20 protein-coding genes are annotated in these 17742 nt (G+C 71.5%); 9 read left to right on the forward strand and 11 right to left on the reverse strand.

The window, feature by feature from the left end:
- Nucleotides 1-17 precede the first annotated feature (17 nt).
- The gene (locus tag IFU19_RS12750) at nt 18-842 is read right to left on the reverse strand and encodes a UbiA family prenyltransferase (RefSeq protein WP_192211978.1); all 825 of its coding nucleotides are present in this window, start codon (nt 840-842) and stop codon (nt 18-20) included.
- Between the two features lie 284 nt (nt 843-1126).
- Between IFU19_RS12750 and IFU19_RS12755 the strand changes: the two genes are divergently transcribed.
- A complete protein-coding gene (locus tag IFU19_RS12755; protein ID WP_055938475.1) occupies nt 1127-1582 on the forward strand; it encodes an Hsp20/alpha crystallin family protein in 456 nt (151 codons plus the stop codon).
- Between the two features lie 56 nt (nt 1583-1638).
- Here IFU19_RS12755 and IFU19_RS12760 read toward each other — a convergent pair whose 3' ends face one another.
- Complete coding sequence (locus IFU19_RS12760) at nt 1639-2001, reverse strand: hypothetical protein (RefSeq protein ID WP_055838574.1); 363 nt, start codon at nt 1999-2001, stop codon at nt 1639-1641.
- Between the two features lie 287 nt (nt 2002-2288).
- On the opposite strand from IFU19_RS12760, the gene IFU19_RS12765 reads away from it, so the two are divergent.
- A complete protein-coding gene (locus IFU19_RS12765) occupies nt 2289-3509 on the forward strand; it encodes an NAD(P)/FAD-dependent oxidoreductase (RefSeq protein ID WP_055838577.1) in 1221 nt (406 codons plus the stop codon).
- Between the two features lie 143 nt (nt 3510-3652).
- Nucleotides 3653-4105, forward strand: coding sequence for an SRPBCC family protein (locus tag IFU19_RS12770; RefSeq protein WP_055838580.1), 453 nt, complete (start codon nt 3653-3655; stop codon nt 4103-4105).
- Between the two features lie 63 nt (nt 4106-4168).
- Here the strand turns inward: IFU19_RS12770 and IFU19_RS12775 are convergent, their stop codons facing one another.
- On the reverse strand, nt 4169-5161 hold the full coding sequence (locus IFU19_RS12775) for an aldo/keto reductase (RefSeq protein WP_192014238.1): 993 nt from the start codon (nt 5159-5161) through the stop codon (nt 4169-4171).
- 161 nt (nt 5162-5322) lie between these two features.
- On the opposite strand from IFU19_RS12775, the gene IFU19_RS12780 reads away from it, so the two are divergent.
- On the forward strand, nt 5323-5769 hold the full coding sequence (locus tag IFU19_RS12780; protein WP_192014240.1) for a hypothetical protein: 447 nt from the start codon (nt 5323-5325) through the stop codon (nt 5767-5769).
- A 77-nt stretch (nt 5770-5846) separates the two neighbouring features.
- Here IFU19_RS12780 and IFU19_RS12785 read toward each other — a convergent pair whose 3' ends face one another.
- On the reverse strand, nt 5847-7175 hold the full coding sequence (locus tag IFU19_RS12785; RefSeq protein ID WP_192014242.1) for a Cpe/LpqF family protein: 1329 nt from the start codon (nt 7173-7175) through the stop codon (nt 5847-5849).
- Nucleotides 7176-7264: 89 nt separating this feature from the next.
- Here IFU19_RS12785 and IFU19_RS12790 point away from each other — a divergent pair, with 89 nt between their 5' ends.
- Complete coding sequence (locus IFU19_RS12790) at nt 7265-7681, forward strand: GNAT family N-acetyltransferase (RefSeq protein ID WP_191915986.1); 417 nt, start codon at nt 7265-7267, stop codon at nt 7679-7681.
- Nucleotides 7682-7715: 34 nt separating this feature from the next.
- Here the strand turns inward: IFU19_RS12790 and IFU19_RS12795 are convergent, their stop codons facing one another.
- Nucleotides 7716-9197 (reverse strand): PepSY-associated TM helix domain-containing protein, encoded by a 1482-nt coding sequence (locus IFU19_RS12795; protein ID WP_192014244.1) that lies wholly within the window; start codon nt 9195-9197, stop codon nt 7716-7718.
- 426 nt (nt 9198-9623) lie between these two features.
- Nucleotides 9624-10226 (reverse strand): hypothetical protein, encoded by a 603-nt coding sequence (locus tag IFU19_RS12800; RefSeq protein ID WP_192014246.1) that lies wholly within the window; start codon nt 10224-10226, stop codon nt 9624-9626.
- Nucleotides 10227-10346: 120 nt separating this feature from the next.
- Here IFU19_RS12800 and IFU19_RS12805 point away from each other — a divergent pair, with 120 nt between their 5' ends.
- Entirely contained in the window at nt 10347-11351 is a 1005-nt protein-coding gene (locus IFU19_RS12805; protein ID WP_192014248.1) for a DUF1731 domain-containing protein, read from the forward strand.
- Between the two features lie 113 nt (nt 11352-11464).
- Here IFU19_RS12805 and IFU19_RS12810 read toward each other — a convergent pair whose 3' ends face one another.
- Entirely contained in the window at nt 11465-11623 is a 159-nt protein-coding gene (locus IFU19_RS12810; RefSeq protein WP_181015936.1) for a hypothetical protein, read from the reverse strand.
- Nucleotides 11624-11793: 170 nt separating this feature from the next.
- Here IFU19_RS12810 and IFU19_RS12815 point away from each other — a divergent pair, with 170 nt between their 5' ends.
- The gene (locus IFU19_RS12815; protein WP_055938500.1) at nt 11794-12054 is read left to right on the forward strand and encodes a hypothetical protein; all 261 of its coding nucleotides are present in this window, start codon (nt 11794-11796) and stop codon (nt 12052-12054) included.
- A 32-nt stretch (nt 12055-12086) separates the two neighbouring features.
- Here the strand turns inward: IFU19_RS12815 and IFU19_RS12820 are convergent, their stop codons facing one another.
- Nucleotides 12087-13016 carry a helix-turn-helix transcriptional regulator gene (locus IFU19_RS12820; RefSeq protein WP_192014250.1) on the reverse strand — a complete coding sequence of 310 codons (930 nt, stop codon included), beginning with the start codon at nt 13014-13016 and terminating at the stop codon, nt 12087-12089.
- A gap of 43 nt (nt 13017-13059) precedes the next feature.
- On the opposite strand from IFU19_RS12820, the gene IFU19_RS12825 reads away from it, so the two are divergent.
- The gene (locus tag IFU19_RS12825; protein WP_055839517.1) at nt 13060-13569 is read left to right on the forward strand and encodes a GNAT family N-acetyltransferase; all 510 of its coding nucleotides are present in this window, start codon (nt 13060-13062) and stop codon (nt 13567-13569) included.
- A 153-nt stretch (nt 13570-13722) separates the two neighbouring features.
- Here IFU19_RS12825 and IFU19_RS12830 read toward each other — a convergent pair whose 3' ends face one another.
- The gene (locus IFU19_RS12830) at nt 13723-14616 is read right to left on the reverse strand and encodes an SDR family oxidoreductase (protein WP_055938506.1); all 894 of its coding nucleotides are present in this window, start codon (nt 14614-14616) and stop codon (nt 13723-13725) included.
- A gap of 53 nt (nt 14617-14669) precedes the next feature.
- On the reverse strand, nt 14670-16478 hold the full coding sequence (locus tag IFU19_RS12835) for a glycoside hydrolase family 15 protein (RefSeq protein WP_192014252.1): 1809 nt from the start codon (nt 16476-16478) through the stop codon (nt 14670-14672).
- Between the two features lie 179 nt (nt 16479-16657).
- Between IFU19_RS12835 and IFU19_RS12840 the strand changes: the two genes are divergently transcribed.
- The gene (locus tag IFU19_RS12840) at nt 16658-17209 is read left to right on the forward strand and encodes a Dps family protein (RefSeq protein ID WP_055938511.1); all 552 of its coding nucleotides are present in this window, start codon (nt 16658-16660) and stop codon (nt 17207-17209) included.
- A 71-nt stretch (nt 17210-17280) separates the two neighbouring features.
- Here IFU19_RS12840 and IFU19_RS12845 read toward each other — a convergent pair whose 3' ends face one another.
- Nucleotides 17281-17634 (reverse strand): hypothetical protein, encoded by a 354-nt coding sequence (locus tag IFU19_RS12845; RefSeq protein WP_192014254.1) that lies wholly within the window; start codon nt 17632-17634, stop codon nt 17281-17283.
- Nucleotides 17635-17742: the final 108 nt, after the last annotated feature.

Consider the following 17742-nt stretch of genomic DNA (forward strand, 5'->3'; position numbering starts at 1 on the left):
CGCCCGGGTGGGAGGAGTCAGGTCACGACGAGTTGAGCGGCGAGCAGCAGCGCCGCCAGCATCGTGAGCTGGAACACCGCGCGTCCGGGCGCGCGCACGAGCACGAGCACCACGGCCGTGGCCGCCACCGCGACGACGGCGGTGAAGAAGATCGCGCCGAGCACCGTGGCATCCGTGCCGATCAGCACCGCCACCGCTCCGGCGACGACGCCGACCGCCGCGAGCACCACCGAGACCCGCGCACCGAGGCGGTGCGGAAGGCCCCGCACGCCCGTGCGCCGATCGTCGTCGAGGTCGCGAACGACGTTGGTCAGATGCACGGCCGCGCCGAGGGTGGCTCCCGCGAGCGACGCCCACGGGGCAGCCAGCGCGGGAGAGGCGAGGGACAGCGTCGCGAACGACGGAAAGAGCCCGAAACTCAGCACGAACGGCACGATCGACACCGGCGTCGACTTCAGCCCGGCGTTGTAGGCCCACGCCGAGGCCAAGGCCACCGCGTGCGCGGCGACGAGTCCGGGGCCGAGCGGCACCGACAGGAGCACGGCGAGGAGCGCGGACGCCACGGCCACCCCGAGCGCACGTTCCGGAGTGATCGCTCCCCCGGCGATGGGCTTGTCCGAGCGGCCGACGGCGGCGTCGCGCGCGCCGTCGATCGCGTCGTTCGACAGGCCCACCGACACCTGCCCCGCGAACACGGCGATCACCAGCAGCGCGAGTCGCCCGGGCTCGACCCCGGCGGCGAGGCCGAGGGCCAGCGACAGAACGGTCACGACCAGGGTCGGCCCCGGGTGGGTCGCGCCCCACAGCGCCCGCACGAGGGGCGGCTTCGCCGCGGCATCCATCACCCGATGACGCTACCGCGGCGCCGTGCTCGAACGCGCTGACCCGCTCCGTCACCGCGCCATCGCGTCACCGCGCCACGGCGTCACCGCGCCAGCGCGCCAGCCCGTTGAGTGTCCAGGACACGCCGCAGAAAGCGACCCCGGCACGGCGCGTCTTGGACACTCGACGGTCTTGGCACTCTCCTATCGAGAGTGCTAATCTGCTGCCACGTTGAGCGCACAAGGCTCAACTTCATCGAACTCCGGATGCCGATATCCGGACCGACCGAAAAGGAGAACCGACCATGGCCACTTACGACCCCTTCCGCGACCTCGACCGCCTCGCGTCGACCCTTCTCGACGCCCGTCGCGGGGGCGGACCGCGCCGGATGCCGATGGACCTCTACCGCGACGGCGACCACTACGTGCTCTCGGCCGACCTTCCCGGGGTCGACCCGGGCTCGGTCGACATCGACGTCGACGGTCAGCTGCTGACCATCCGCGCCGAACGCACCCTCGCCACCGGCGACGACGTCAAGTGGATCACCCGCGAGCGCGAGACGGCCACCTTCGTCCGCCAGCTCAACCTCGGCCAGGGCATCGACACCGACGGCATCAGCGCCGCCTACCGCAACGGGGTGCTGTCGGTCACGATCCCGGTGAGCGAGAAGGCGAAGCCGCGCCGCATCGCGGTGGCCACCGACGACCACGACGGCGTCATCCGGGCGCACGAGAGCGAACCGCAGCTCATCGAGCAGTAATCCATCGCGAAGAGAGGGGTCGGCCCGAACGGACCGACCCCTCTCTCGCGCGTCGCTCAGAGGTCTTCGGGCGCCAGGTCGCCCTGGCCCTCTTCGCCGAGCTCGACGACGCCCGGATCCTGACCCTGCGAGTCGGTGCCGGTGGACCCGGGGTGGATGTCGTCGAACGGGATGTCGGTGTCGTCGGCGGCGATCTCGGCCGGGTCTGCGCCCGTCGCGGTCGCGGGGGCGATGTCCTGCGGGTCGACGCCCTCGTCGAGGGCCGTCGTGGCATCCCACTCCGCCTGGGCGGGGTCGAGCGCGGGGTCGGGCTCGATCGAGGTGTCGCCGTCGCGCAGGGGCTGCACGCCCGCGATGCCGACGTCGGCGGCGGGGGTCGACGAGTCGGCGGGGGACGGGTCGATCGAGGCGTCGCTCATGAGGATCCTTTCGTCGAACGCACCGGGGTGCGTCACCGCTGATCGGCGGTGCCTCCATCCAACGATGCCGACGCGGCCGCGCCCCGCCCCTTGACAGGCCCGGCCCGCGCACGGACCACGCGCTTCGACGGGTGCGCCCCCGCTCCGGCGCGGGAGAAGCGCTCCTGCCGACGGCGAGCCCTCTTCGTCGTTCCCCAGCGCCCGGGTCGTCCGCCCGACCGACGCTGTCAACCGGGTGGTATCCCGCTGCCGATGACGACACGGTGAGGGAGACGAGAGGATCCCCCATGAACGACTCGAGCCGCACCGTCGCTCGCGCCGACACCCCCCGCATCGTGATCATCGGCGGGGGCAACGCCGGACTGTCGGTGGCCGGACGCCTCCACCGGGCCCGCGCCGGAGACATCACCGTGATCGAGCCGCGGACGCAGCACGTCTTCGCGCCCCTCCAGTCGCACATCGCGGGAGGCGCGGCACGGGCCAGCGAGGCCGTCCGCGCGCAGGCCGACGTGATCCCCCCGGGCACCCGCTGGCTGCGCGACGAGGTCTTCACGGTGGATGCCGCGGCCCGCCGCGTGCATCTCGTGTCGGGCGGTCATCTCGACTACGACCAGCTCGTGGTGTGCGCCGGCCTGCGCATGGCATGGGAGCAGATCCCGGGCCTGCCCGAGGCCATGGCGGCACCGAACGGCATCTCGAACTACGACTACGACCTCGCCGCGAAAGCCTCACCGGTGCTGCGCGACCTGCGCTCCGGCACGGTCGTGTTCACCCAGCCGCCCGAGCCCGCGTCCTGCGGCGCGGCCGCGCAGAAGCCGATGTACCTCGCGTGCGACTGGTGGCGCGCGATCGGTGTGCGCGACGACCTGCGCGTGGTCTTCGTCGCCCCCGACCCCGTGCCCTTCGGCATCCCGGCCATCGACCGCGAGCTGCAGCGCAAACTCGACGAGTACGGCATCGAGGTGCACTACAGCCGCGAGGTGCGGTCGGTGGATGCCGAGGCGCAGACGATCACGATCGGTCACGGCGAGGCCGAAGAGACCCTGGCGTACGACGTGCTGCACGCGGTCCCTCCGCAGCGGGCGCCGGAGTGGATCGCCGGCAGCGGGCTGGCGGCATCCGACGATCCGCACGGGTTCGTCGACGTCGATCCCGAGACGCTGCAGCACACGCGGTATCCCGAGATCTGGTCGGTCGGCGATGCCGCCGCGGTGGCGACCCGCCGTTCCGGGGGCGCGATCCGGCAGCAGGCGAAAGCCCTCGTGAAGAACATGACGGCGGTGAGAGCCGGGCGCTCCCCCTCCGCGAAGTACGACGGCTACAGCGTCGTGCCGTTCACGGTGTCGCGCGGCACCGTCGTCTTCGCCGAGTTCGATCGTCAGGGGCGCCTGCAGCCCACGATCCCCTTCTGGCGTTCGCTGTATCGAGAGCGCGCCCTGTCGTGGATCGCCGACCGTCGGGTGCTGCCCTGGGTCTACTGGCACCTGATCCTGCGCGGTCGCGCCTAAGCCGCGGGGCGAATCCCCGAACGACCCCGGCGCGCCGCGCACGCCCATAGGGCACGCGAGCCGATCCCTCAACCCCGGGGGCAGCTCGCCCGTGACGAGCGAAGACTGGGACCAGCCCCGGAAACCACACGAAAGAGGACACCATGGCACAGGTCATCGAAACCATCGACGTCAACGTTCCCGTCCGCGTCGCCTACAACCAGTGGACGCAGTTCGAGGAGTTCCCGCACTTCATGAGCTTCGTCGAGTCGATCACGCAGAAGAGCGACACCCTCACGCACTGGAAGGTGAAGATCGCCGGTGCCGAGCGCGAGTTCGACGCCGAGATCACCGAGCAGCACCCCGACGAGCGCGTCGCCTGGAACAGCGTCGGCGGCGACGAGAACCACGCGGGTGTCGTGACGTTCCACCGTCTCTCCGACGACGAGACGCGCGTCACCGTGCAGATCGACTGGGAGCCCACCGGAGTCCTCGAGAAGCTCGGTGCCGTCTTCGGCGCCGACGACCACTCGGTGAAGAAGGACCTCGACAACTTCAAGAAGTACATCGAGTCGCGCGGTGCCGAGTCCGGCGCCTGGCGCGGCGACGTCAGCTGACGTCATAGACAGGAAAGCCGGGTCCACCCTTCGGGGCGGACCCGGCTTTCGCGTGTCAGACGCTCACCACTGCGGGTGGATCTCCGCCCGCAGACGGCGGTCGTAGACGTCACGCACCAACGCGTCGAAGGCGTCGAGGTCGAAGCCCTCGTCGAGGAGCTGTGCGGCCCCGGCGTTCGATGTGGCCTGCGCCACCGAACGGGCGCCCGGGATCACCGAGGTGATGCCCTCGCGCGAGGCGATCCACGCCAGCGTAGCGGCGGGCAGGGTGACTCCCTCGGGAAGCGAGGCCTTGAGCTCGTCGGCCGCGGACACCCCCTCGGCGAACGGGACGCCCGAGAACGTCTCCCCCTTGTCGAACGCCTCGCCGTTGCGGTTGTACGTGCGGTGGTCGTCCTTGTCGAACGTCGTGTCGGCGGTGTACTTGCCCGAGAGCAGACCGCTCGCCAACGGCACGCGGGCCAACACGGCGACGTTCTTCTCGGCCGCCATCGGCAGCACCTCGTCGAGGGGCTTGAGCCGGAACGGGTTGAAGATGATCTGCAGGTTGCTGAGGTTCGGCCGGCGGAGCGCCGAGAGGGCCTGCTCCATCGTCTCGACCGACGCACCGTAGGCGGCGATGACACCCTCGGCGACGAGCTGGTCGAGCGCGTCGTAGGTGGCGTCGTCGTCGATCACGGCTGACGGCGGGCAATGCAACTGCACGAGGTCGAGGGTGTCGGTGCCGAGCAGCCGCCGCGAGCGGTCGATCCACCCACGGAAGTTCTCGATCGTGTAGTTCTCGGGCACCTGGTCTTCGCGACGGCCCATCTTGGTCGCCACGGTGATGCCCGTGGCGGCGGTGTCGTTCAGGAACTTTCCGATGATCTCTTCGGACCGGCCGTCGCCGTACACGTCGGCGGTGTCGAAGAGCGTGACGCCGGCGTCGGCCGAGGCGGCCAGCACGGCGAGGGCCTCGTCTTCGCTGACACCGCCCCAGTCGGGGCCGAGCTGCCAAGTACCGAGGCCGATCACCGAGACGTCACGGCCGGTGCGGGAGAGGGGACGCTGCTGCATTGCGGTTCCTTTCGAAGCTGGTTCCGAGCCTATCCAGCGTGTCCGGCACCGGGGCCGCGCCTCACCGGACGCCCCCTGCGCACCCCGTGGCGGTCGTCAAGCCCGTTCGCGCGGTCGGCGGTCGCCTCTAGCGTGGCGGCACACCCCACGGAAGGAACGCCATGAACACTCCCGCCGACCGGCTCCCCGGAGCCGACGAAGAGAACATCGTCCCCGAGTCCGAGGGCCTGGCCGCCGATGTGCCCGCCGGCGACGCCGGCGCCGACACCGGTGCCGTCGGAGCGGCGCAGATCGACGCCGACGACGAAGCCCGCATCCAGGGCATCTCGAGCCAGAACGACCTGCCCGGAGTCGGCACCCGCGCCGCCGACGGCCTCACCGAGCGGGGCACCGACGACGCCCGCGGCGAGGGCGGCTCGACCTCACGGCACACCGAGGACACCGGCGGCGGCTCCGCCACCGCGCACGCGGCCTCGGACACACCGGCCGAGGGCGAACCGCACGTCGACGCCGACGACCCCATCGCGAAGTTCCAGCCCGGCGTCGGCCGTGATTCCGCGGCATCCAGCAAGATCGCCCAGAGCCTGCCCGACCCCGACGACGCGTGACCCCGGCGGGGGCGGCCCTCCGGTCGCCCCCGCACGCGGCCCCTCGGCGGGCTCCCGACCTCCCGCGGCGGCGAGGCTCAGCGTGCGAGGCGCAGGGCGTCTTCGGCGAGGTGGAAGAAGTCGCCCATCGCCGCGGTCACGGCCTGCGCGTCGTCGGCCGAGAGAAGCAGCACCACCGTCGCCTCGCCCTCGTCGTCGCGCACGAACCAGCTGCCGGTCAGCACGCCCAGGCTCGAACCGCCCTTGAAGCCGACGTAGGGCCACGTGCCGACGTCGAGTCCCGCACCGGGGTTCTCGCTCACGATGGCGAGCACCTCGGCATCCTGGGTCTGCTGCAGCGCCCGATGCACGGCGGCGATGTCGGTGGCCGAGGCGAACCAGTCGAACCCGTCCTGCCAGACCGGGGTCGTCACGTCGGTGACGCCGACGGTCAGCGGGGCGGCGTCGATGCGGTCGAGCAGCGCGCGCTTCGCGGCGTCGTCGGCACGCGCCCACTCCTCGCGCAGAGCCGGGTCGCCCCAGCCCAGGGTGAACAGCTCCTTGGTCGAGAGGAAGGGCGTCAACGCGGCGGGGTCGGCGTGGCCGCTGCGCGCGACCGCCGCTTCGACGCGCTCACGCCCGAGCCGCTCGATGAGCAGGTCGGTGGCGGTGTTGTCGCTGATGCGGATCATGGCCGAGGCGGCCTCGCGCACCGACACCTCGGTACCGGTGGGGGCGTTCTGAAGCTCGCCCGAGGGCAGGCTGCGGTCGGCGTCGTCGAGCACGAGCGTCTCGTCCCAGGCGAGATCCCCGGATGCCACGGCATCGGCCGCCGCGAGCAGCACGTACAGCTTGAAGATCGAGGCGAGGGGAGCTGCCCGTTCGGTGTCCACCGCCACGACGTCGTCGTCTCCTCGCCGGATCAGCGCGCTGACCTCGCCGGGAAGATCGCCCAGGCGCTGCTCCACCTCGTCGAGCGAGGCGGAGGGCTCCCACGGCTCGGCTACCGGGGCGAACACCATGCCGGTGATGCGGTCGTTGCCGTCGATCGCGAGCGAGAGATCGAACGGGTCGCCGAGCGTCCCGGCGAGGGTCGCGACCGCCTGGGTCTCGGTGCCCTGGTACGCGGTCACGGTGAAGGGCGCCGCCGGGCGGATCTGCCGATTGAGCAGCTCGGCGATGTCGTCGGCCGACACCTGCTGCTGGAAGTCCTCGTGCAGCACGCGCGACCAGTCGCCGGCCGTCGTGTCGGCCTCGGCCTCGAGCACGTCGATCACCCAGGTCAGCCGCTCCCCCACGGGGGTGGCCGGCACCTCGACCGAGGCCGCGGGGGTTGCGGGAGTGTCGGGCGCGGAGCTGGTACACGCGGTGAGGGCGGCGATCGTGGCGATCGAGAGGGCGGCGGCGAGGCGACGGGCGAGAGTCACGGGAGTCCTTCCGAGGGGGGCTTTCCACGCTACGGACCCGCTTCGCACGCCGCCTCCCTCGCGAGACGGAGATACGCGAAGGTGGAGGCATGCACGACCTCCGCCTCGAACCCCTCGCCCCCTCTCTCGACGACTACCTCGAGCTGCGCCGTGCCTCGGGCCTGACCCCCAAGCGTTCCGATCAGGGCGCGCCCGCGCTCGCGAACAGCTGGGCCTGGCGTCGGATCGTGGATGCCACGGGTCGATCGATCGCGATGGGCCGGGTCGTCGGCGACGGCGGGTGGTACTTCCTCATCGCCGACATGGCCACGCTGCCCGAGTACCAGCGACGCGGTCTCGGCCGCCGCATCCTCGAGGACCTTCTCGCGGAGATCCGCGCGAAGGCCCCCGAGGGTGCCTACGTGACCCTGCTGGCCGACCCTCCGGGTCAGGCGCTGTACCGCAGCCTGGGCTTCACCGAGCCGACGACGGGTTCGGTGACGATGCACCTGCTGCTCGAGGGCTGAGCGGGCCGCCGCACCGCGGCCCGTCGCCGCGCCGTCACACCGTGGGCCGCCTCGCCCCGGACCGCCGCCGCGCCCGCAGACCGAGCAGTACGTCGAGCACCACGAACGCCGCGAGCGTGTAGCCGACGAGCGGCAGGAACAACCCGATCGCCACCGCGACCACGAGCACCGCCCCGATCCCCCACCAGGGCGCCCCGCGCAGTGCGCCGCGCGCAGGCGCCGACGCGAGGCCGCGGGTCGGGCGACGGTTCCACCACATCGCGTAGCCCCAGACGACGAGCGCGGCGATGCCGATCGCCAGGGCGAACAGCACGAGCTGGTTGACGAGACCGAACAGGGTGCCCATGTGCAGGTCCACACCCCAGCGCGACAGCTTGGCGAGCAGCGGATAGTCGGCGAAGTCGACCCGATCGGTCACGTGCAGGGTCGATGCGTCGATGGCCACGGCATCCACTTCGGTCGGGAAGCTGCGGTGCACCTCCTGCACGACCCAGGCGTCGCCGACGGCGGCCGGCGGGCGGATCTCGACGTCGCCGGTGTTGACGTTGACGCGCTTCGCGACGGCGAGGACGGCGTCGAACGTGGCCGGGTCCGCCGCCCCCGGGGTGTCGGCGTGCGCCCCGCCGCCGTGTCCGGCGTGCTCGCCGCCGGCCTCCGCCTCCGCACCGAGCGAGGTCGTCAACGCGGGTGTCCCCTCACCGATTGCGGCACGCAGGTCGGAGACGTGCGCGCCCGCCGAGGCCGACCAGGTGATGCCCGTCGCCGCGAGGAAGACCGCGCCCAGCACGACCCAGATCCCGACGGCCGAGTGCCAGCCCGACAGCTTGCGGTACCCCCGGTGCGCGCGGTTCGGGCGCAGCAGGTCGCGGCGCCCGCGGCGGCTGCGCACGAAGCGGCCGATCCACAGCCCGAGGCCCGCGAGCGAGACGATCCCGAGCCACGATGCCGCGAGCTCGCTGTACAGCCGGCCCGGCTCGCCCAGGTGCAGCGAGCGGTGCAGGTCGCTGATCCAGTGCCGCAGGGGCAGCGCGCCGCTCGTGCCGTACGCGGGCAGGTCGCCACGGATCTCGGCCGTCGCGGGGTCGACGAAGATCGCCCGCGTCGTGCTTTCGGGTAGCGCCTCGTCGGCGAACAGGACGCGCGTGGTGTCACCGGGCGCGGGGGCGGGCCGTACGGCGACCGGTGAGGCCCCGCCGCCCACGTAGGCCTCGGCCGCCTCGACCTGGTCGGCCAGCGGCATCCCGACCAGGGTGGAGGTGGCGGTCACCTCGTGCGCGTACATGACCCTCTCGAGCGACGGCGTGAGGGCGTACAGCGCGCCGCTCAGCGCCGCGACCAGGATGAACGGCCCCACGAGCAGCCCCGCGAAGAAGTGCAGCCGGCGCAGCAGCGCGGTGAACCAGCCTCGTCGCGGAGCACCCGGCCCGCTCCCCGACCGTCGAGTGTCCGGAACACGCCGCACCGCGTCGTCTCCCGACGGCGTGTTGTGGACACTCGACGGGGTGGATGCCGTCATGACGGCGCCCCGGGCTCGACGGGGCGGCCGGGGGCGGGCGCGGGCGGCGGGGGCGACGGGGGCGACGGGGACGGCGGGGCGGACTCGTCGGGAGCGGATGCCGCGACGACCGACGCCGGCAGGGTGAGGGGAGGGGAACGGAACATGGAGGATCTCTTCTCCGGGCACCGGGTGGCGCCCGTCGGTCGGCGCCGCCGCGCGCGTGCACGACGGGCCGGGGTCCCGCGCGCGGTCGACGTCGCCGCGGGGCGGTGCGCCACGGGATACGACATCGCCGCTCGACGATGACCGAGGAAGGGGGGCGTCCCGAGGGGACGTGGAAGGGAGTCGCGCCGGCGCGAGAGCACTCGGCGTGCGCGACCGCCCGCCCGGTCCGTCAGACGGCCGGGACGCACCGCTCACGGCGCGGCGTGACGCGGAGCAGGGTCAGGATGCCGAGACCGGCGGCCCGCGACGTCGCGCACTCGCGGCGAGCAGCACCGAGGTCGGGCGCACGACGGCGACCACGACCGCAACGCGATGGCGCGGCGACACGGGCCCGAACGTCGCCGCCATCACGCGCACGCGCGCACGCAGCCCCTCGACCGCGCGGTCCGCGAGCGCACGCAGCACCCCCAGGGTGCGTTCCGCGCGGTGCAAGGCCAGCGAGGTGACGGCCGCGGCGAGCGCGTGCCAGAGCCACATCGTGGCATCCGGCGTCAGTGCGGCGCCCACCGGATCCGCGGCGACCGCCGGGAAGACGGCCCCGTGCACGTGGCCGGCCGCGCCGAGGTCGTAGCTGCCGAGCACGAACAGCGCGTGGAACAGCAGCTGGCTGACGACGACGGCCGCGCTCAGACGCCAGGCCGAGAGCCGGCGGCCGGCCAGGACCGTGCAGGCGACGAACGACAGCGCGAGCGGAACGACGACACCCATCCAGCCGGGCACGGCTCCCCCGCCGGTCACGTGCGACAGCAACGCGACGAGGGTGGCGATCGATGCGGCGACGCCCCCGCGCGCGACGCGTACGCCCCGTGCCCGTCGTCGCATGGCCTCCATTGTGGCAGGGGTTCCCCGCGCGTTCCGCGCACTGCATCGGCGTCGAGCAACAGGAGGGCGATCAGCACGCCTCCGCCCCTAGGCTGAGGCCACCCGACCCAGGAGGATGCCGTGCCCCGACCCCGCGCCGTGATCGCCGGAGCGAGCGGATTCGTCGGCGGAGCGCTGGTCGCCGCGTTCCGAGACGACGGCTACGACGTCGACACGATCGGCCGCACCGGCACCGCGACCTGGGCCGATCCGGCCGCCGTGGCGCAGGTCGTCGACGGCGCCGACGTCCTGGTGAACCTGGCGGGCAAGATCGTGTCGTGCCGGTACACCGACGCGAACCGTGACGAGATCCTGCGCTCTCGCGTCGACACCACCCGTGCCCTGCACTCCGCCGTCGCGCACGCGGCCCACGCGCCCGCGGTGTGGATGAACGCCTCGACCGCGACGATCTACCGCCACGCCACCGAGCACGGCAACGACGAAGTCGACGGCGAGATCGGCCAGGGGTTCTCGGTCGATGTGGCCACGAGCTGGGAACGCGCGTTCTTCGAGGGAGAACTGCCCCGCACGCGCCGTGTGGCGTTGCGCATGGCGATCGTGCTCGGAGACGGTCCGGCGACCCGCATGCTGTTCGCCCTCGCCCGACTCGGGCTGGGCGGCCCGCAGATCGACAGCTGGTGGTTCCCCCACCGCCGGTACCGCGGGATCGGCGCGCGCCCCACGGGGCGCCTGTGGTCGAGCTGGCACCGCACCTCGGGCCACCAGCGCTTCAGCTGGATCCACATCGATGACGTCGTGGCATCCGTGCGATTCCTGCGCGACCGCGACGACATCGTCGGTCCGGTCAACCTGGCCGCGCCCGCCGTGAGCGACAACCGCACCCTCATGCGAGAGCTCCGGCGCATCGCGCGGGCGCCGATCGGCCTGCCCGCGTTCCGGTGGATGCTCGATCCGGCGATGGCGCTGCTGCGCAACGAGCCCGAACTCGTGCTGAAGAGCCGGTGGGCGGTGCCCCGCGTGCTGACCGAGGCGGGCTACGTCTTCCGCTATCCCGAGCTGGCCCCGGCACTCGAGGCGGTGGCGGCCCTGCGCCCCCCGCGCGGTCGCGACCTGTTCTCGGTCTGAGCCGGCCTCACGCGAAAGGCCGCCCCGGCCGCGTGACGCACGTCGGTGCGGCACACGGGGGACGGCCTCTGATCGCTCCGACCTCGGTCGGATCCGGGGGTGGGGACGAACGGTCAGACCTGGCGACGGATGAACCGCATGAGCGCGGCGATCACACCGATGATCAGGATGATCACGCCGATCCAGAGCAGGAACTTCACGGCCTCGACGAAGATGCCGAGGAAGAGGAGCACGAGACCGACGATGACGAGGATGATGGCGAGAGCGGGCATGGTCCCACTCTGCCGGGTCGATGCCCCCTCGTCTGCGCCCTTGACACCGTGCGGGTGGCGCCGTGCGGGTGGCGCCGTGCGGGCTGCGCGGCGGAAGCCGTGTCAAGACCGCTGCGCCCCCGGCATCCGCGGACTAGCGTCGCTGTCATCACGACCCCCAGGAGGCGGACATGACTGAGCGCGACGTCAACGGACACGGCACCGGACCCGAAGAAGGCGAGTACACCGACGTGCAGCTGCCCGGCGGAGACGACGACCGCGGGAGCGCCGACGCGCCCGGCGAGTACGTCGACCGCGAGAACGCCGACGGGAGCGAGTCGCGCCCCCGCACCGACGAGGCCGGCGCCTACACCGACGTCGAGCTGCCGAGCGGCGACGAGGCGCACGAAGACCTCGACAACCCCGGCGAGTACACCGACCGCGACCGCTGAGCGATCAGAGTCCCTCGGTCAGCACCCGGCGATCACCGCTCGAGCGTGCGCTGCGGTGCGACGCGATACACCTCGACGTACGACCGCACGAAGGCGTCCGGATCGGCGAAACCCCATCGGGCGGCGACCTCCCCGACCGATGCACATCCCGCGTCGGCGTCGAGGAGGTCCGCGTGAGCCGCGCTCAGACGCGCCGCAGACAGGTACTCCTCGGGAGAGGATGCCAGTTGCCCGTTGGCCGCGAATGCGCGACGCAGACCGGTGGCAGACGTGCCGACGGCACGCGCCGCGTCGTCGACCGTCACCGGCAACGACGCGTGATCGTCGATCCACGACGTCGCGGCGGTGTAGATCGTCGCCTGCTCGAGGGCCGATGCCCGCCGCTCGCGCGCGTCGCCCACGAGGGGGAACGCCTCGAGCGTCGCCGCGGCGAGGGCGCGTCGCACGTGCGCCCGCACGAGAGGCTCCGCCAGCAGGGGGACCTGCGTCAGCGACCACCGCAGCGTCGCGAGCCAGTAGTCGCCCAGGCGCCGCGACACCGGTCCCGTGCCGGCGAACCGGGCCACGAGCGTCTCGTCGCCGTAGATCGTGCGGGCCGTCTCGCTCAGCCACTCGGCGTCGAAGGCCACGAGCTGCACCGACGTGTCGATCGGTCGCCCGATGAGTTCGCGACCGGGCTGCACGATGCCGGGCTCCACGCTGTAGTCGCCGGATTCGGAGCCGATGGTCCACGAGAACCCGGGATTCGAGGTGGCGAAGTAGAACCGATCCGCCTCGTAGACGATCTCGGCCCGGCAGTCCCAGGTCAGGTGCCGCAGGGCGAACGCCGCGTCACCGACCGCGTGCTCCGCGATCGAGGCCCTCTCGGCGAGCACGTCGACCCGCCCGTACTGCTCTTGCAGCCAGGCCTGCGTGTCGGCCACGTCATCGGTGCGGACGCGCGAGTCGAAGAAATCGTTCATAGGCGAGGACGGCGAACCGCTGGAAAACGGACCGCTCATGCCCATGATAGTTAACCCCCCTCACCCCGACTCACCAGGAGAGACACCCGTGGCCGACTCGCCCGCTGTGCGCCCCATCCATCCCGACGACGCCGGAGAGGTGCTCACGATCCAGCGCGCCGCCTTCGCGAGCGAAGCGCTCATCTACGGCGATCCCGACATGCCTCCGCTCACGCAGACCCTGCCCGAGCTCGAAGCCGAGCTGGTCGAGAACCTCGGCTGCGTCGCCGTCGACGGACACCGGATCGTCGGCGCCGTCCGCGCACGCCGTGACGGGGAACTGCTGCTGATCGGGCGCCTCGCGATCGCCCCCGATCAGCAGGGCGCCGGTCTCGGAACGTTGCTGCTGGCAGCGGTCGAGCAGCGCGGACGCGAAGCCGGCGCCACCGAGGCGGAGCTCTTCACCGGCGGCCTGAGCGAAGCCAACCAGCGTCTGTACGAGCGCGAGGGGTATCACCGCACCGAGACCACCGCCGACGGCGAGATCTTCTACCGCAAGCCGCTCACCGCCTGAGCAGGACGCCACCCCCCTGTTGAGCGTCCACGACACGCCGCAGTGCCGACCGCGAACGCGGCGTGTGTCGGACACTCAACAGGGGGGGTGGCGCACCGCAGACGAAGGGGCCGCCGCCCGGTCCCGGACGACGGCCCCTTCTGCGCGTCACGCTTACGGCGTCGGCATACCGCCGTTGACGTTGAGCGTCTCGCCGATGACGTAGCTCGACTCCGCCGAGGCGAGGTACACGTACGCGGGGGCGAGCTCGGCGGGCTGGCCCATGCGCCCGAGCGGCGTCTCCTCGCCGAACTCGTCGACCTTCTCGTTCGGCTGACCGTCGGTCACCTGCAGCGGCGTCCAGATCGGGCCGGGCGCGACGGCGTTCACGCGGATGCCCTTGGGCGCGAGCTGCTGGCCGAGGGCCTTGGTGAAGGTGTTGATGGTCGACTTGGTCGAGGCGTAGTCGACCAGGATCGGCGCGGGCGAGTACGCCTGGATCGATGTGGTGTTGATGATGGCCGAGCCCGCGGGCAGGTGCGGGATGGCCTCCTTGCAGATCCAGAACATCGCGTAGACGTTGGTCTTGAACGTGTCGTCGAACTGCTCGTCGTCCAGCGTCGTCAGGTCTTCGTTGAAGATCTGCTTGCCGCCGTTGTTGACGACGATGTCAAGGCCGCCGAGGCCCTCGACCGCTTCCTCGACCAGCGTGCGGGCGTACTCGCGCTCGCGCAGGTCGCCGGGGATCTGCACGACGGTCGCGCCGGCCTCACGAAGGATTCCGGCGATGCGGTCGGCATCCACCTTCTCCTCCGGCAGGTACGACATCGCCACCGAGGCCCCCTCGCGGGCGAACGCGATCGCGGTGGCCGCGCCGATCCCCGAGTCGGCTCCGGTGATCAGCGCCTTGCGGCCCTTCAGCCGCTCGCTGCCGACGTAGGTGTCCTCACCGAGCGCGGCCTTCGGGGTCAGCTCGGCGTCGAGGCCGGGCTCGGGCTGGTCCTGCGCCTGGGGCTCGATGTCGGCGTAGAGCTTGGTGGGATCGGTGAACGTGTACTGCGTGCTCATGGCGAGTCCTTTCATGGGGGATGGATGCCGAGACGAGACGTCGCGGCAGAGGATCAGCGGCCGGAGAGCTCGGCGGCATCCACGAGTTCGCGGATGACGAGCGCGGCGTTGATGAGGGCCAGGTGACTGAGCGCCTGCGGGAGGTTGCCCCAGAACGCCCCGTCCGATTCGGCGATCATCTCGGAGTAGATGCCGACGTCGTTCGCCTGGGCGACCAGGGCGTCCATCGCCTCGACCGCCTCGTCGTGGCGTCCGACGCAGGCGAGCGCCGTGGCCCGCCAGAACGCGCAGGCGACGAACGTCTGCTCCTCCTGGTCCATGCCGGTGTACCGGTAGACGAGGTGGTTCTCCGTCGTGAGGCGTTCGGTGATGGCATCCAGGGTCTTCGACATGCGCTCGCCCCGGTCGAAGCCGGTGGGGGCGTGCAGCAGCACCGACGCGTCGAGATCGGAGCTTCCGGGGGCGAGCGTGTAGGCCTCGAGCTCCTCCGACCAGCAGTGCTCTTCGACCCAGCGGTGAATGCGGTCGCGCTCCGCGCGCCACCGGTCGGCGTTGTCGGGGATGTGTCCGCCGGCCGCGAGCCACTGGGCGTCGTCGAGGGCCTTCCAGCAGCCCATCTTCGACGAGGTGTAGTGACGCAGCTCCGGGAGCTCCCACATGCCCGAGTCCTCGCGGCGCCACAGGTCGCACGTGCGGTCGGCGACGTCGGCGAGCAGGCGTCCGGTCTGGATGTCGAGACGGTTCCCCGCCTCGACGTAGGTGCGGCACAGGGCGATCAGGTCGCCGTATACGCCGAGCTGCAGCTGCCCCTGCGCGGGGTTCCCGGTCACGACCGGTTGGTTGCCGTTCCAACCCGGCACGTCGTGCTTCTCGAGCCCGATCTCGGCCTCACCATCGAGGGTGTACATCACCTGCACCTCGGGACCGTTCTTGCGGATCGTGCGCAGCAGCCACGAGATGGCCGCGTGCGTCTCCTCGCGCAGACCGAAACCCACCCAGGCGTGCGCCGTGTAGGCGAGATCGCGCACCCAGGCGTAGCGGTAGTCCCAGTTCTTGCCCCCGCGGGGGTTCTCGGGGAGCGACGTCGTCGCCGCCGCCGCGATCGCCCCGGTGGGGCTGAACAACAGCAGCTTCAGCGCGAGGGCGCTGCGCTGCACGTCTTCGGCCCAGGGTCCCTCGTACGAGAACTCGTCGGACCACGTCGTCCACCCGTCGACGGTGCGGTCGATGCCGCGGTCGACGTTCTTCGCGTCGGGGATGCGCAGCGGCTCCCCCTCGGTCGCGGCGATCACGAGCAGATGGCGCGAGCCCTTCGACGTCGTGAACGCGCCGTCGATGCTCTCGTTGCCGGCATCCGGGTCGCCGTGCAGACCGTGCTCATGGCCGACCACGGCGAGCGAGACGTGTCCGATGCGCATGATCGAGAAGCCGTCGATGCGTTCGGTCCACGGGGCGGCGGAACGCAGCATGGTGCCGGGCTGTACGCACCAGGCGAACTCGACGTCGCCCTTCACCCCGTCGACGCGCCGCGCGAGCTCGGCCCACGGGAGGCGTCCGGCGATGCCCGTGACCATGGCGTCGGTCACGGTGGCCACCCCCGACGCGGTCGTGAAGGTCGTCTCGAGCACGTTCGTGTGCGGCAGGTAACGCCGGGTGACCTCGTACTCCTCCACCGGAGCGAGTTCGATGCACCCGCCGGCCGATTCGTCGACGAGTCGCGCGAACACGGGGCGCGAGTGGATGTTCGGAAGCGGCAGCCAGTCCACCGATCCGTCGAGACCGATCAGAGCGACCGTCCGACCGTCACCGATCGCGGCGTAGTCGCGGAGGGGGCGAGACGGAGCAGGGGGTGTGTGGGGCACGTCTCCACGCTAAGAACGGCGCGGTGGGGCAAGGCCGGGGTTGTCCATTCCGAGGGGAGCGGCTACGGCGCCGACCCACGCGTCGGCGGTTACCCCGCTGTGCGAAGGCTCGCAACCCCTGCCGCGCCCGCCGACGAAGCGCCTAACGTCGCTACCGACCGCGAGTGAAAGGAAGGCGCATGTCCGCCACCCAGGAGACCACCAAGAACCGCCGTCGCCCCGCCCGCGGCGGCAACGGCCCCGAAACCACCGAGGAGCAGAACGCTGAGAGCGGCTTCCAGGCCTCGGAGGAGCTCACCGACAACCTTCAGCGCGTGCTCATCGACCTGATCGAGCTGTCGATCCAGGGCAAGCAGGCGCACTGGAACGTCGTCGGCAAGAACTTCCGCGACACCCACCTGCAGCTCGACGAGATCATCGACGCGGCACGCGAGTTCAGCGACACCGTCGCCGAGCGCATGCGCGCCCTGCACGCTCTTCCCGACGGCCGCAGCGACACCATCGCCGAGACCACGACCCTCCCCGAGTTCCCCCAGGGCGAGGTCGACACCTCGGAGGTCGTCGACCTGATCACGGAGCGCCTCGACGCCACCGTCGGCACCGTCCGCGAGGTGCACGACGACGTCGACGACGAAGACCCCACGAGCGCCGACATCCTGCACTCGATCCTCGAGCGCCTCGAGCAGCTGTCGTGGATGGTCAGCGCGGAGAACCGCGTCGCCCGCAGCTGAACGACGACGTACACACCGGATGCCGAGGCCTCGTCGTGGCCTCGGCATCCGGCGTTTTTGCGTGCGGGCGTTCAGCTGCGGGCGATCAGGAACGGCGAGCGTGGCCCCTCGAGACGCGACACGGAGGCCTTGATCTCGGCGATGTTGCCGTCGATCGTGAGCAGACGCGCGTCGATCCGGCGTTCTCGCGCGTCGATCTGCACCATGCGTTCGTCGAAGCGGGCGTCAGCCCTCTCCACCCGTGTCTCGGCGCGCTCCATGCGCGATTCGATGCGGGCGAAGCGCTGGTCCACCTGAGCGAAATTCTGTTCGGTGCGACGCTCGACGCGGTCCAGCATCCACTTCATCCCGCTGAGGATCGCGGCGGCGAAGGTCAGGAAGAAGGCCCCGAGGGCGATGAGGGCTTGAGCCGCGTCGAGGTTCACGGTGGTCCTTCCGGGGTGTGCGTGTCGACAGGGTACCCGCGTGCGCACGGCCGTCGACAGCCTCGATCGGTGATCGGTGGAGAAGTTCACCCGCCCCTGGCCGGGGGA

It is taken from the genome of Microbacterium sp. CFBP 8794, assembly GCF_014841235.1.
Lineage (GTDB): Bacteria > Actinomycetota > Actinomycetes > Actinomycetales > Microbacteriaceae > Microbacterium.